Genomic DNA, 14,261 nt, shown 5'->3' with positions numbered 1-14,261 from the left:
GGCGAGGGGCTGGCACATCCGCGCGAGGCATGGCATATGTTGTCGCCGTGACCAGCCGAGGAGCTCATGCAGACTCACCTCGACGACACAGCATCGTTCATTTCCGGGGGATTCTTTTCCGCGGTGTACATGCGAACTCGACCGAGATCGCCGGCCTACGCCAGGTGATGCGGCAGTGTTGAGCACGCTGCGCCTCGACGCAGACCTCGAGTGCGACATCGTGTTGGCGAGTTACGAAGCGTTGGCGAACGCCGTCGAGCACGCGTACCAGTCCGGGACGAGTCCGCGACCGTGGACCCCGAGGCAACCTACCGCCGCGACGATCGTTACCTCGGGGTGCGGGTCGCCGATCGCGGCTACTGGCGCGACGCCGCCCGACGAGAAAGGGTCCCACGGTCACGGTCTGGCGCTGATCCGCAAGCTCACGACCGACACGGTGGTCACGTCCAGCTCGGTGGGCACCCATGTCGTACTAGTGGACTCTGTGACATATGAGATCCGGATGGCCGGGTGGGCGTACTACCGATAGCTCTGCACATTCGAATCGGTCGCAGAGGACGTCGTCGTGGGGCCTCGGTGAGAATGACGCAGGTCCGGGTGTTGTTATTGAGTGCGAGTGCATCTTCGACGGTTCAGGCGGTCCAGATCGGGTCCGATAATGAATCGGTGGAGGGATTCAGCGGGCGATGATGCTCGGCATTGCAGACCTGGAAATATGCTTCCCTCAGCATTTGCAGTCGGGGGACCTGCCCATGCCCGCCCGATGGGGCACACGGCAGACTGGACGCATATGGAGACGCAACTACGACATTGCGGTAACGGCGAGCACCGGCGCGAGCCTGTGGGCGTTGGATGCGCCCTGGCCGTTGTGGGTGGTCTGGGTCGGCATTGTGGTGTTCATTGCGCAGGACAGGATCCGAGCGCGGATAGCTGAAGACTAGGGAGTGCCAGCATTTGGGAAGGGGCGCGGTGGCGCCTGGTCAGGGCCTGACCGTGCTGTTTCCCGGTGTATTCGGACACGAGGTGTCGGTATCGCTCGCCGTGAGGTGGCAAGCGGCTACGCACTGGTGGCGCTCATCCGCTGCAGGGCGGTGCTGCCCTGTCGCATTAGGGGATACCTGGCCGCGGCCCCTTTCCGGCGTATTCGGTTCCTACCTCCACCAGATCAGTACTTCGAGCTGTCACATTGTGAGCGATTTACCCTTCCCGTCCGACGTTGCGCGCGTCCCGCTCCTGGCGTTCACAAGACTGTCGCTGCTTCCATCTTGACGTCACCCGAGAGACGGTGCTTTCGAGCGAGATCGCGAGTTCCAGGTAGAGATCGGCGTCGTACACAGCGCCAGAGACGACCCTTGTCGATGTGCGCCCGCGATCGGTAGCGGTTCGCTGGTGAGCCTTCATATTGATGTTCCCATCCATTTGTATTGCTGACGAGCGTATTTCGATGCAGCGTATTCATCGGAGGGGTTGTTGGAGTCTGGAAGACCAGCAAGAGCAGTATCCGGCTACTTCCATCTCCGCACCATGATTCCTGCGATGGCAAGCCAGGCGGTGGACGCGGGCACTTGTCTGACGACGTCTCTGGTTGCGCGCAAACGAGGGCCTAGGATGACCGCAATCAGGAAGTGCCAGAAACCAGGTGGTCTGCACCCGCACCAGTGAACCATCCCGGGTCTCATGCACACACTGTCATTTGTGTGCGACCGGTTGATCGGCACGGTGTTCAGCGTAGTACTTGGCTTCGTACTCGGCCGGTGGGATCCGCCCGAGACGATGCATGAGCCGGCCGGTGTTGTACCAATGCACCCACGCCGAGGTGGCCTCCTCGACGTCACCGACAATGCGCAACGGCCCCTTGCGGAACGGGGAATCGTCGGCGATGCACTCGGCCTTGTACAACCCGATCGTCGTCTCCGCCAGGGCATTATCGTAGGCGTCACCTACCGACCCGATCGACGGCCGAAGCCCTTGCAGGAACAGGGTTTCTCCGAATCGAAGAGCCGTATATTGAGAGCCGGCATCCGAGTGGTGAATAGTTCTCTCGCGCAACGGGTTACCTTGCATCGCCCGCAGCATGCAGGCCTGATTCACCGCCCGCTCCACGAACGCTGTTTCCTTCGACGTCGACACCTCCCAACCGACGATCGTGCCGGCGAACGCGTCGATCACGAACGCCGTGTACGCGAAGCAGGGCACCATCCGCACATACGTGAAGTCGGCGACATAGAGCGCATCGGGCCGCTCGACCCGGAAGTTCCGGTCGACCAGATCCGGTGGCCGCGGCGCCGACGGCTCCGCGATGGTGGTGCGGACCCTCTTCGCCCGGGTGGCACCGCGCCACCCGTTCACGCGCATGAGTCGTTCCACGGTGCAGCGGGCCACCTCGATGCCCTGACGTTGCAGGTGGGCCCACATCTTCAGCGAGCCGTACAGCGACTCCGGTTTGCGTCTGCCGTGCTCGTCCCGCTCGACGTAGTAGGAGGCGAGCACCGCGGTGATGGTGGCGTCCCACAACGCGCGCTTGGACAATGGGCGTGCCAGCCAGGCGTAGAAGGTTCTCGGGGCGATCGCGGCGCCGTGCTCGGTGAGCACCCGGCAGATCGGTGCGACCCCGAATTCCTCGCGGTGTTCGGCGATGAACCGGCAGATCACTTGCGTGGCGGGTCGCACTCCCGCGCGAAGAAAGACGTTGCGGCCTTGAGTATTTCGATGGTTTTCTCGAGCTCGGCGTTCTTCCGGCGCAATGCCCGCAGTTCGATCTCCGCCTCGGACGTCGACGCAGCCGGGGTGCCACCGCCCGCCGCTTCGGCCTTGCGGACCCACACCCGGACGGTCTCGGTCTTCAGTGACATCCGTTCGGCGATTGTGCGGATCGCCTCGTATTCCGAGGCGTAGTCACCACGGTGTTCGAGGACCAGGCGCACGGCCTTCTCCCGTACCTCGGCTGGATAGACATTCGGCATAAGGTTCACCTTCCCAAGAAAGAAGGTGTGCATCAAACCCGGGACGGTTCACTCATCGAAACCATCGGAACGGTCACCACCTTCAAGGCAACGATGCATCTCTTCGAAATCTTGTTCCGCTGCCGCTGCCGCTGCCGCTGCCGCTGCAATCATCGCAACCTGAGGTTCCCAGGACATACGAGCGGCCATCAGATCTGCTGGACTGGTTCCACGCACGTCGGTCCGCGCGACGTCAGGGCGATCCATGAGGAAGGTGCCTCGCCCGACATGGCGGGCAAGTCGACCCATCGATTCTAGGCGATTTAGTGCCCGGCGAACTTCGGTTCGCGTGCACCCGACCGTGTCGGCTATGGCTCGCTCCGTCGGTAAGCGCCCGCCGGGCTTGACGGAGCCGTCTGCGATCAATGTCTCGACGTATTGCATTGCAAGCGCAGCCCCGCCGATCAGTGGTGGACTGCCCACAGGAGTGGACTCAACTGACACGAAATCCCCTTGCCGACTTCAACCAATCCAACCAATAAGCAGGAATTCAAGGCTAGGCTACCAGAAATTAGGGGTTGTCTTCTCGACCGCGCCACGAAATATGTGTTTATTCAGCTGAAACGAGTCACCGCACCGCCTGCCGTTCCGGCACCAATTTGTCGTCCAGTGCCCAATCGGGGGAGTGCAGGCGAACCCGCCTGGCGCTCGTGTCAATCTCTACACGCATCCACTCCGCATCCTCGACGGCCGAGCAGCCCGGACGGTCACAGTTCCAGGTGAGCATGGCCTCATCTTTCGAGTCGTTGGGGTTACCTGCTTTATCTGGGGATGCGCGAGTACAACGATGATGGACGCGGCGGCGCCGTCGCCCGAGCACGCTTCACGGGTTCACGTGCTGTGCCACTCGTGATTGTCTCAGATGGATAATCGTGGTTATCCATCAATATCATTATTCTGGATAGAGCCGCGGGCGGTATGCGCGCAGCGTCCTGGGCGTCGGGTGTGCTGTCGCACGCTGGTGGCGCTCGAACAACCCATAACGTGCATGCGGGTGCGTTCCTGTTCATGTGCACGGCCGGCGGACCATGTGCACACGGTGTGGTGAAGCTTCGGTCCCGATGAGCGGGCTGTCCGGGGTGGACCCGGTGACACGACGGAGCTGTCGTGTAACGACGGCGGTGGAGTGGCAGATCTACCACATCCGTCATTGAATTAGATTGCAGGGCAGTCAAATTAGATTTTACTTGACATAATCTAGCTTATCGGTGTTCAAGAAATCGTCTGAGTGACATTGAGGTACTACATTGTTCGCAAGTGTCAGAAGGTGACTTCCTTGATGCTGCACGCTTTTCGTCATCGTCAACCGGTGACGTAGTTGTGCGACCTCGCTGGAGTGGCGCAGAAATCTTTTTGGAGGGGCGGGTTGTCGAGTGCCTGCTGATGCGGATCAAGCGGCTGCTGGTGCAGCGGTGTGCTGGCAGCCGGAATTGGGCGTCACCAGCAGGCGGTCTTCCTTGTGGTGCGAGCCGCCGCCACGGTTCGTCACATCGCAGTAGCGGTACGCTCCAACGCATTGGGCGGCGTTGGTGGTCCGACCATTGCTCCGCATGATGTGATGCACAGTCTGGAGCGACGCGTCCGAAGTTGCAGACTGCCCGCGCACCGCGATCGAGTGATACGAGTGCATCATGGAGGCGTCGAACGTGGCTACCGCGGCTGTGGTTCATTGCGGACCAACGGGATTGGCATTCTCGTATCTGGCAGGTTCTGCCACGGCGCAGCGACGCCAGATGTGCAACGGAGTGTTGCACTATTTCCTGGAGTCAGGCTATAGAGGGGCGTGGCGTTGGCCGATAGCGTCTTATCGACCCCCGCGCCGCCGTGCACGCACATCATCGCCTTGCCATCGATGACGTTGAGGTTGTCCTTCACCAGCCTGCGAATCCATCATCGCTCTGGACCGGGCGATCGCCGTCCCCGCAAACGAGGGTGGGGCTTCCGCAGATGGAAGCCGCGGGACTTATGCCCATCGCGCGCGGGCCCGCGGTGACCCAGTTCGTTGTCCGTCCTGTGCGCGGTAATGACAGCTTCCGGCTAGCACGGTCTCGGCCGAGGATTGTCGGCTTCCCTCAGTGGCGGAGCGCGTACTGCAATGAGTTGCGTGGACGCCGCGGCGCCGAAGTACTTGTAGCGAGCAGGAGTTCGGCATGTCGCACTTCGGAACCTGGACGAGAAGATCGATACCTCGGCGATTCGCAGACACGATTGATTCGGTCAACCTGTGTGTTGGAGCCGAGCAGGCAAGGTCAAGTCCCAGCGTGTGATGCGGTGGAGTAGGTGGATTCAACGAGCACAGCCCTTCTTCGCCGCGAGGTCTGCTGTCAGTTGCGCACGCACAGCCCGTCGATGCTCAACCGATGCCAGTGGAGCCTGCGTGGCCGACGTAGCGGCGAGGGCGCGACGATGGGCCTGGAGCAGTCGATGCGCCGCATCTGCAGTGGTCTCGTCGGCCAGTTCGCGGCCGTGGAGTTTACGTTCGGTCAGCGAGGGACCCGTCCAGTCGAGCTGAGAAAGACGGTAGGCCACCAGACGCAACGGTGCGGTCATCGCCTCGGTTGTCGGCCACGTCCATCCGCGAGCGGCGCCGTCGCGGTTCAGGGACTGTGCGATGTCGCTGCCTGTCCAGCGCTCGGTGTCGATACCGGCTTCGAGCAGGAGGTCGCAGACCGATCCGATGTGGCCTCGACGTTGTCCGGTCGCATCGTCGATGCCGATAACAGTGCACAGTACTGGGATTCGGTCGACCAGCTCGGCGGCGGTCCGCTGCAGTGCCAGGGGCCGGATCATCGTTGTCGTCGGGTTCTCTTCGCCTGCGCGTTCGCGCGCTTGGTGATCTTTCCTGACGGAAAGACACATGAGAGAAGAACCACTAGGGGATTGGGGTGCGGAACTCGGTGAGCTGCGTTGTGCCGGTGAAACAGGGCGGGTGGCAGATGCTTTAATTTTCCGGGCGGGGAGTGCTGGGCGGCGTCGCGATCGTCGTTGTGGCTGCTTCCGCGGCTTCTCCGTGGCAGGGATGGCATCTACCGCCCATGCCGGAGCGGATAGCGCCCACACGCTCGCAGCGCCGGTCTGCAGTCGCGCGGGGGATTGGCCGTGAGCTTGGGTGTAGAGGCGGGCTGCGGCCTCACGTTCGGTGGCGTTGAGTTTCTTTCCGCGGACCAGTTCGACGCCGAGTTCGAGCGTCTTGAGTACGCGTCGGGCGCGTTTGAGTTGGTCGATCGACAGCTTCTGTTTACTGGCGAGGGTGTCCAGAGAGGCTGAGACGTGCCGTCCGGTGGTGAATTCGGCGTACTGGGCGTGTGCGGCGCAGACCCGCAGACATGTTCTCGCGGAGATGCCGTGGCGCTTGAGAGCAGCGCGTCCCCTCTCGGAGTGGGTGACGATCCACTCGCACAAGGTCAGCCAGTATCTGCGGCTGTGCCAGGTCGGGACACGAGCATAGGCACCTGCGGGGACAGGCAACGAGAGCGCGGCGCGAGTGCCTGCGGGTTGGGTCTCGAGCAGGTCGTAGACAGCTGCGTCGGCTGGATCGTGCTGGTCTTGGGCAGCTTCGATTGCGGCGACGTTCGCGACGGCGGCAGCAACGATCGCTTCCCACTCGCCGGCAGTGAAGGGCTGCGGAAGTGGGAGGTCGGCACCATTGGTCTCGGATGACACGCCGGCGGTGGTGGAAATGTAGGTGGTTGAGTGTGTTTCAGGGTGTGCGCTACCCTGAGACGTACCTGGCATGGTAAGTCCCTTCGGGGAAGCAGTAACCGAGTCTTTCGAAGCGTCAACTTCGGAACTCACCCAGAGCGTGATCGTCCTGCCAGACGATCTCTCTCGAGTAGGAAGATCTTCAGATCCTTCTGAGGATGTCCACTTGAAACCCACCCCACCTGGGGTGGGTTTCTCCTTTTGGGTTGAGTCACTGCACTGTTCAGCTGTTGGAGTGTTTCGGCTCGGGCTACTCAATCATGGGTGTATCCTCTGATTTCGCATGATTTTGAAGAACCCCTGCTGGTCCATGCGTAGACCTCGACAGAGGGGGTTGCGTGGAAGAGATCGGGGCGTGGAGCCGGTCAGGTGAATCTACGAACGTTGCAGCCGGACGATCGACTGTGCGAACGCGGCAACCTGTCTGATCTGCTCGACCGAGGCTGTTTCCGGATCGGATGCGACAATGCCGACAGTATCGGTGAGCGCCACGAACCCACCGGCGGCAGTGGGACGCGCGGGGGACATGATCAGTGGTCCGTGCATCTCGACGAGTTCGTCGAGGTCCATCACGGCAGGTGTGGCGACCCCGCGAACGAGTCGGGCTTTCAACCCGCTGTCGATCGCGAGGACCTCCCATTCGCGGCCGCTCCGGTCGTAGGCAACCTGGTAGTTCACGCGACACTCCGATCCCTGATGGCGGGCGAAGCCATGCACCGTTCCCAGGCCGTGCACGCGTTGTCGACGAAGGACATCGCAACGTGAAACTCGTGCTCGTGCCCGATTGCATCGACCGCGCCGAGGATGGCTTCGAGACCGCCGAAGGTGTATTCGGTGAGATGGTCGATCGTGTCGGTGCAAGTATCAGTTACTGCGTTCCGCGCTCTTTCGAGGCTCTGGGAGCGGGCGGCAGAGCGGGCTGTGCGAGCGACAACTGCGATGGCCTGCCAGTGTTCGATCGTCGCAGTCGGGGCGGAGGTGTCCACGCATTCCGCAGCGATCTGATTGGCCGCCATACGCGGGAACCCCTCGACGACAGAGACCAAGCCCCAGGCGCGGTTGCCGTACAAGTCAGCGAACCACAGCCAGCGGTCGGTAGCGGGGCGGTCATCACCGGCTGGCGTCTCGATCATGCCTTGTGTAATGGATTCGAACAGGTTCAGGTGCAGGCTGGGTTTCATGCCACTGCCGACCTGAAGAGGGTGAGCTGTTCACCTGCGTTGGATGCTTGAACATCTTGCGGGGGAGTGGAAGTGAGGTCAGTTTGGGTGGTTACCACTGGCTGGCGCGGCCGTGGCCGTGATGTGTGCTTTCGGCGTTTGGTCTTGACTCCGCACCGGTCGGCGTAGGCATCGAAGTTCTCGGGGGCGATCTCGTCGCCTTTGCCGGAGAACAACCGGCCGGCCAGGATCTGATCTTGGATCTTCTCCCCACTGGCCAGCCTGCGTTCCAGCTCCGTATTGCATTGCGTGAGTAGCGGGCACTGTGCACAGGCTGCGACGGCCTGTCGCCACGGAGCGGATCTGTTCCCACTGACGGTCCACGCTTGTCCCTTGCCGGAGCACAGGCCCTGGCCTGCGCGGTCCTCGCTCATGGGGGCTTTGAAGCGGGACTCGAGTTCGATGGCGATACGGCGCGAGGTCGGGCACAGACGCACGCCGGCAGTGTAGACGAATCCGCACCGGCGGCAACGGCCGACGCCGCAGTGTTCCCGCTCCATCGCGCGGAGTTGGTCCACCGAGTAGTCGCTGAAGGACAGCGTGTGGGCGCGTGCGGTGATCGTGCGCAGTGCCTGGACCACGGGCGGGCACAGCGGACGGTCCTTGGAATAGATGAAGTCGCAGGCCGAGCACACGGTGCCGTCCAGATTCGGCAGGTGCTCAGCGAGAATGTGGTGAGGATCCTCCCTCGCAGAGGCTGTGTCGTGAGTCTCCCTGACAGGGGGAGCGGGACGGTCCGCCACTAGGCGTAGCGGCCCAGCGCCAACTAATGTGTTCATAGCAGGTTCCGTATCTGCAATCGAGGTCCCGGGCGGCTAACCCGCGTGCCTCTGGCTTGTTCGACTGCGGCTAACAGTCGGCTTGCTGCTGGACGGTCCCTCGGCTGCTGCTAACAGCTGGGGGACCGTCCCGTCTTGGATGGGTTCTTGATGTCTCCGATCTGCCAGAATCTAAACCTACTGTTCTAAATGTATTGTTATGTGCGCATCGTAACTAGGGGATTGCACAGTGTCTAGTGATGAAGACTCTTCTGGTAGGGCTCAGTCTGTGAGTCGACGAGTGATGCGCGGCTTCCAGCCCGACGAGCTGGCCAGAGCGCGGCGCGCTGCCGGCATCTCGCAGCGCGAACTTGCGCGCCTGTCTCGACTCAATGCTGACACCATTCGTCGATGGGAGACAGGTGACTCGTCCCCGCAGGTCGACCTGCTGGCTCGTGCCGCGGCAGCAATCGGGGTTTCGATTGCAGATGTGGTGAAGGTTCCTGAGCCGGACCGGTATCCCGGTGACTGGCGCGTTGTCAGGGGGTTGACGCAGCCGATGCTTGGCGCTGCTGCCGGCGTAACCACGCAGATTATCGGCAGCGTGGAACGTGGTGAAATATCGTTGTCCGACAATGTCGCTCAGAAGCTGTCCGCTGCGCTCGGCATCTCGGAAGGGGAGCTGCGCGCGAGCTACGAGCGTGTACGAAATCGCCCGATGGGTGCGCCTGCGTAAGGCGTAAGCCTTCCAGTCGCACGATTGCATCGCAGCCTCTCGATCGGGGAAGTCAAGCTCGCGCCGAGCCTAAAACCTGCAACTTACTATTGCAAGTTGCATCCGGATCGTCGTATCGCCAGGATGGAGGCATACATACAGCTGGTACTGCAATCGCACGAGTGTTAGTGACGGGACTGAAAGGTTGGGCGGCCGGATGAGCACTAGCTTCGCCGAAAGACTTCGCCACCTTTTCGATACCGTCCATCCACCGAATCGCGGCCCGTACACCCAGACCGAAATCGTCGACATGCTTCGCTTCAGTGGCAGCAAGATGACGACCGGCTACATGTCGCAGTTGCTCAACGGGAAGCGCACGTCGCCCGGCCTGGACGTAGTCCGAGATATCTGCCGGGTCTTCCGGGTGCCGATGGACTATTTCGGGGACGAAGAGACCTACGAAGAGATCAAACAGCAGATCGCGTGGATACAGAACCTACGCGACTCGCAGGACGGGCACGTTGCTGCGCGTACTTACGATCCGTTCCGCAAGCTCGCCAGCCGCGACGACGACTAGTAGGACTTTGTTAGGTTTGTCACTTCGTGTGTGAGGACTCGAGATTCGACGTGATTCTCGAGACGATGACCAGGTGGATACCGCAGCCCTGACCGGCGTCAGCGAACGCCTCGATTCGTTTGTCGAGGAAGTCTTCTCGTCCCTGAAACGCAAGGACCAGCGGGCGACCGCGGGTGTGTACACACGAGGATTGATGCTCGACGGGCGCCGCAAATCGATGCACCCGATGGCCCAGCGATTGGGGGTCGATCACCAACGCCTGCAACAATTCGTGACCACGTCACCGTGGGATGTCGTCCCGGTCCGGAAAACACTCTCACGCAAGGCATGCGATCTGATCGAACCGGACGCATGGGTCATCGACGACACCGGATTCGCCAAGGACGGCGACCGCTCCCCGGGTGTGGCCCGACAATACTCGGGAACCCTCGGAAAGGTCGGCAACTGCCAGATCGCGGTAAGCGTGCACGCCGCCACCGACGCCGCCTCGGCCCCAGTGGACTGGCGCCTGTTCCTACCCGAGAGCTGGGACGATCAGTCCACCACCGACCCCGAGGCGGTCGCCGCGATCACCGCCCGCCGGACCCGGTCCGCGATCCCCGAAGACGAGCATCATCGCCGCAAGTGGGAGATGGCGATCGAGATGATCGACGAGTTGATCGAGTGGGGCAGGATCGCGCCGACGGTGGTCGCGGACGCCGGCTACGGCGACGCCGCCGCCTTCCGGCTCGCGCTGACCGAACGGGGCATCGACTACGTCCTCGCTGTCAAGGGCACCACCACGGCTCATCTCGGCGACGCAGCCCCGCAGACCGCGCCCTACAGCGGCCGAGGCCGCCCGCCGACACCCCGCTACGACCCGCCGTCGACCTGCAAGGACCTCGTCCTTGCTGCCGGAACCACGGAGCTGACCGAGGTGACCTGGCGCCGCGGCAGCAAGACCGACCCCGACAACCCCACCGCGGCGATGCGCTCGCGGTTCGCCGCCCTGCAGATCCGTCCGGCGAACCGTGACATTCCCCGCGCCGAGGACGGCACCCTGCCGCAGGTGTGGTTGCTGGCCGAGTGGCCTACCGGCGCCGACGAGCCCACCGATTTCTGGCTGTCGACCCTGCCGGCGGACACGCCTCTCGATGAACTCGTCCGCCTCGCCAAGATCCGCTGGCGTATCGAACACGACTACCGAGAGTTGAAAACCGGTCTCGGGCTGGATCATTTCGAGGGACGCTCCTGGCTCGGCTGGCATCACCACGCCACCTTGGTCTCCGCGGCACATCTGTTCCTGACGACTCTGCGGTTGACCGACCCAAAAGCGACTGGGCAGGACTGACGCTCTACGGAATCCTCCGTGAACTCCAACGTGCACTTGCTCGTTGGATCGGAACCTGCCCGCTCTGTCATCACACGTTCCCGACCTAACAAAGTACTACTAGTGCCTCGTCAAGCAACCTTGGCCGTGTAATGCGGGTACTCGGTCCACGACCGGATCGGTGAGTCCGGGGCGAAGCGGGTTTTTGGTTCGGCACGGGTGTTGCGCCACCGCACGTATGCCGCGATCGCAGCGTTCTGCTCGGCATGGCTGCGATGGTCGGTGCCGTTCAACGAGAAATACCGCAACGCCGCGAACTCCGATTCGATCCAGTTGAGCCACGACCCGTAGGTCGGCAAGAACACCAACTCAACATCGTTGTCATCGGCCCACCGACGAACACTCTGGTGCCGGTGCGGGGAGAAGTTGTCGAGCACCACATACAACTTCTCCCCAGGCCACCGAGCCCGCAACACCTTCAGAAAGTCGAGGAACTCACCCGCACGCTTGCGCGGGCGGATCCGGTAATACATTCTGCCGCTGGACAAATCGAGGGCGGCAAGCATGTGCATCACACCGTCATAGCGGTGATACGTCGCCCGCAACCGCAGCGGATGCGCGGCCGGTCGCCACGATTTCCCTTTACGCGGCTGCAGATTCAACGGCCCGAACTCGTCGACACACACGACCCGCCCATCGGCTGGCGGATCGTCGTAGAGGGCGAGGATCGCGTGCATCTTCGACAGAAAGTCCGGGTCGGTGGAGGCCTTCCACGTGGTGGTGGACTGCCAGGTGACTTTCCCGTCGCGCAGGATGCGGCGCAGCGTCTCGCGGCTGATCGCCGGCACCACCTTCTGCGCGATCAGATGCTCGGCGAGTTTGGTCAGACTCCACGTGGAGAACGCGGTGATCTTCCAATCGGCGGGGGACGTCCGGGCGATCAAGCAGATCCGCTCACGGGTCTGCTCATCGATCGTCTTCGGGCGTCCCCCTCTCCATTTTGGGTGCAACGCCTCGAACCCGTGCTCGTTGAACGCGTGGATGATATCGCGGACGTAATCGTCGCTGACCTGCATCAACGAGGTGATGTCCTTGACCGTTTGGCCTTGCGCGGACATCAGCACCACGATGGCGCGTCGCAGCTTGATCGGGTCCTTGGCGGTGCGGCTGATCTTCTGCAGCCGTCGGCCTTCCTCCATGCTCAACGATCGGACGAACACGCTCGGTTTGCGTGCCACGACCACCTCCTTGTCTCGACTCGGAGACAGTCTGCCGTGGACGTGTCGGTCAGCCGGAGATTACCCGGTCAACGATCTGTGTCGAGCCACTAGATCCAGGTAATCAGGGCGTACGTCAGACCCGCAGCAATAGCTCCTGCGAACGCTCCCACGGTGACTTGCGCCTTCGTGTGGTCTCCCAGATGAACCCGCGACCAGCCGATGAGCGGCGTGAATATCAATGCCAGCAGCCACCACGGTGACACCGCCAGCGCCAACACCACTGCCACACCCGCAGCGACGCCGGTGTGCCCGCTGACCTTCCAGTGGAAGACACTTGTGATGACGGCAGCGACCGCCAGTGCCACCAGACCGGACGACAGGAACGCGATCATCTCGATTGGTGCATGAGCAACGATCTGGATGATCAGCGCGCCCACAGTGAACACGAGGACCGAGGCGATGAGCAGATGCCGCTCGTTGATCGAGGTGACGTGGTGGTCGCCGATCTTGGATTTCCTCATCCCCACGAGGATGAAAACCATCGGGACAACGCCTGCGCACACCGCGACGAACAGGCCCCACCATGGTGCGCCGACCGATATACCGACGATCATCGACGTCACGATGTTGAACACCCATGGTGCGCCGACCTCGGTTATCACGCGTGCTGCGACGTCGAGCGGGGTGCGCTTCGGCACGTCGGTATCTGTCAGTGTCACTTGACCGTCTTTCGTTCGTTCTCGAGGGCAGTTCGATATGCGTTGCCCAGTTCGGATGCCCACGCAGTGGGGGTTTTCTCGGTGTCCGGGAAGAAGCTGTGGTACCCCAAACCGTCGGCAACCCGGCTGGTAATGAGCCAATCCGCGATCGCCGCGGACGCCATCTCTGATGGGAGTGGAATGCCGGCAGGCAAGTCGCTGTGCTCGACCTCCAGACTGAGTGCATCGAGAAGTTCCGCAGCCCGGTCGTCGACGCGATCGGCTGTACTGCTGCCTCGACTCGAGTCCCTCAATGCACCAGGCCACCGCTCCATCAATTCCTCCCACAATGCAGAAAATCGCCGGTGGTCGGACCTAGCGGCGAGCCAGTTGAGCGTCAGCGAGACCGCCAAGCCGGCAGTGAGGAACAGCACGCCAGCCAAGGCGAACAATCTGGAGATGGCGAAGGGGGTGGGCGTCGGCTCGATGAGTCCGTAGCGCGCCGCGGCAAGGTACCCGATCCGCAGCGCGGCGTAGACCGTGAGGATGGCCGCTCCAGGAAATACCAGAAATAACGCACGACCGGTGACGGTCTTTCGATCTGCTTGGGCAATGGACACGATCGCCACCATCAGACACAGCAGGAACGGATAGGCCATTCCCAGCATCAGGCCCTCGGCGTGGCCGGGGAGATGGGCGTACTCGTTGTCGAAGGTGCGGTTGTCCACGTTCGACGGCCACGGCGTACTGAAGAAGAAGGCGAAAGAGAGCGCCGCAGTGAGCAACGATAGCGCGATGTGGATTCGGATAAGCGTCGCGCGTTGGCCGCCTTTGCTCGTCACGTCAGTGAACGCGATTGCCGTGCCGACGCAGATCCCGCAGACCACCATAACTTTCAGAGCCGAAGGCATTCTGACGCCGAATGCATCGCGAACGATGGCCTCGAAGGACTGGACGTTGAGGAGCATATGCAGCGACATGCAGGCGAGGGCCAGGAATGTTCCTGCGAGAGTCAGTGAGCGCCGATACCACCACCGGTACAGCCGGGTCCCCGCCGCGA

General features: G+C 62.2%; 13 protein-coding genes and 1 other annotated feature. Of the genes, 4 read left to right on the top strand and 9 right to left on the bottom strand.

What is annotated here, in order from left to right; translation table 11 throughout:
* Positions 1–175: 175 nt before the first annotated feature.
* Positions 176–529: an ATP-binding protein gene (locus ACZ46K_RS00970; RefSeq protein ID WP_054804991.1), complete on the top strand. Its 354-nt coding sequence runs from the start codon at positions 176–178 to the stop codon at positions 527–529.
* A 1,160-nt stretch (positions 530–1,689) separates the two neighbouring features.
* Here the strand turns inward: ACZ46K_RS00970 and ACZ46K_RS00965 are convergent.
* From ACZ46K_RS00965 to ACZ46K_RS00940, 6 genes are all read right to left on the bottom strand, one after another.
* A protein-coding gene (locus ACZ46K_RS00965; RefSeq protein ID WP_464743338.1) for an IS3 family transposase occupies positions 1,690–2,963 on the bottom strand; the annotation gives its coding sequence in 2 pieces (ribosomal slippage) (positions 1,690–2,687 and positions 2,687–2,963; 1,275 coding nt in all).
* Positions 2,560–2,691, bottom strand: a sequence feature (AL1L pseudoknot). (Overlaps the previous gene by 132 nt.)
* 48 nt (positions 2,964–3,011) lie before the next feature.
* Entirely contained in the window at positions 3,012–3,386 is a 375-nt protein-coding gene (locus ACZ46K_RS00960) for a FadR/GntR family transcriptional regulator (RefSeq protein WP_464743336.1), read from the bottom strand.
* A 1,902-nt stretch (positions 3,387–5,288) separates the two neighbouring features.
* A complete protein-coding gene (locus ACZ46K_RS00955) occupies positions 5,289–6,665 on the bottom strand; it encodes a Rep protein (protein ID WP_464743334.1) in 1,377 nt (458 codons plus the stop codon).
* 414 nt (positions 6,666–7,079) lie between these two features.
* Positions 7,080–7,382, bottom strand: coding sequence for a hypothetical protein (locus ACZ46K_RS00950; protein ID WP_054809552.1), 303 nt, complete (start codon positions 7,380–7,382; stop codon positions 7,080–7,082).
* Positions 7,379–7,885 (bottom strand): hypothetical protein, encoded by a 507-nt coding sequence (locus ACZ46K_RS00945; protein ID WP_464743332.1) that lies wholly within the window; start codon positions 7,883–7,885, stop codon positions 7,379–7,381. Before ACZ46K_RS00945 ends, ACZ46K_RS00950 begins: the two co-directional genes overlap by 4 nt.
* The gene (locus ACZ46K_RS00940) at positions 7,882–8,703 is read right to left on the bottom strand and encodes a hypothetical protein (protein WP_464743330.1); all 822 of its coding nucleotides are present in this window, start codon (positions 8,701–8,703) and stop codon (positions 7,882–7,884) included. The genes ACZ46K_RS00945 and ACZ46K_RS00940 overlap by 4 nt, the downstream gene beginning before the upstream one ends.
* A 283-nt stretch (positions 8,704–8,986) precedes the next feature.
* On the opposite strand from ACZ46K_RS00940, the gene ACZ46K_RS00935 reads away from it, so the two are divergent.
* The 3 genes from ACZ46K_RS00935 (at position 8,987) to ACZ46K_RS00925 (ending at position 11,304) form a co-directional block, all read left to right on the top strand.
* Positions 8,987–9,418 carry a helix-turn-helix domain-containing protein gene (locus ACZ46K_RS00935; RefSeq protein ID WP_054805011.1) on the top strand — a complete coding sequence of 144 codons (432 nt, stop codon included), beginning with the start codon at positions 8,987–8,989 and terminating at the stop codon, positions 9,416–9,418.
* A gap of 196 nt (positions 9,419–9,614) precedes the next feature.
* On the top strand, positions 9,615–9,974 hold the full coding sequence (locus ACZ46K_RS00930) for a transcriptional regulator (RefSeq protein ID WP_054804985.1): 360 nt from the start codon (positions 9,615–9,617) through the stop codon (positions 9,972–9,974).
* Between the two features lie 73 nt (positions 9,975–10,047).
* A complete protein-coding gene (locus ACZ46K_RS00925; protein WP_464743328.1) occupies positions 10,048–11,304 on the top strand; it encodes an IS701 family transposase in 1,257 nt (418 codons plus the stop codon).
* Positions 11,305–11,414: 110 nt separating this feature from the next.
* Here ACZ46K_RS00925 and ACZ46K_RS00920 read toward each other — a convergent pair whose 3' ends face one another.
* The 3 genes from ACZ46K_RS00920 to ACZ46K_RS00910 all read right to left on the bottom strand — a co-directional run bounded on the left by ACZ46K_RS00920 (position 11,415) and on the right by ACZ46K_RS00910 (position 14,181).
* Positions 11,415–12,503: an IS630 family transposase gene (locus ACZ46K_RS00920; RefSeq protein ID WP_464743510.1), complete on the bottom strand. Its 1,089-nt coding sequence runs from the start codon at positions 12,501–12,503 to the stop codon at positions 11,415–11,417.
* Positions 12,504–12,610: 107 nt separating this feature from the next.
* Entirely contained in the window at positions 12,611–13,222 is a 612-nt protein-coding gene (locus ACZ46K_RS00915) for a hypothetical protein (protein WP_464743326.1), read from the bottom strand.
* Positions 13,219–14,181 (bottom strand): hypothetical protein, encoded by a 963-nt coding sequence (locus ACZ46K_RS00910; RefSeq protein ID WP_464743324.1) that lies wholly within the window; start codon positions 14,179–14,181, stop codon positions 13,219–13,221. Before ACZ46K_RS00910 ends, ACZ46K_RS00915 begins: the two co-directional genes overlap by 4 nt.
* Positions 14,182–14,261 lie beyond the last annotated feature (80 nt).

This window comes from Rhodococcus sp. JCM 9793 (assembly GCF_055380405.1).
Note: the sequence above shows the minus strand (reverse complement) of the source record. Positions and strands in the feature narration are given on the sequence as shown.

Excerpts from the sequence above, each read along its gene's own strand:
- ACZ46K_RS00910 (WP_464743324.1), bottom strand. The coding sequence starts at position 14,181 with ATGTCGCTGCATATGCTCCTCAACGTCCAGTCCTTCGAGGCCATCGTT.
- ACZ46K_RS00945 (WP_464743332.1), bottom strand. The coding sequence starts at position 7,885 with ATGAAACCCAGCCTGCACCTGAACCTGTTCGAATCCATTACACAAGGC.
- ACZ46K_RS00930 (WP_054804985.1), top strand. The coding sequence starts at position 9,615 with ATGAGCACTAGCTTCGCCGAAAGACTTCGCCACCTTTTCGATACCGTC.
- ACZ46K_RS00940 (WP_464743330.1), bottom strand. The coding sequence starts at position 8,703 with ATGAACACATTAGTTGGCGCTGGGCCGCTACGCCTAGTGGCGGACCGT.
- ACZ46K_RS00960 (WP_464743336.1), bottom strand. The coding sequence starts at position 3,386 with ATGCAATACGTCGAGACATTGATCGCAGACGGCTCCGTCAAGCCCGGC.
- ACZ46K_RS00935 (WP_054805011.1), top strand. The coding sequence starts at position 8,987 with ATGCGCGGCTTCCAGCCCGACGAGCTGGCCAGAGCGCGGCGCGCTGCC.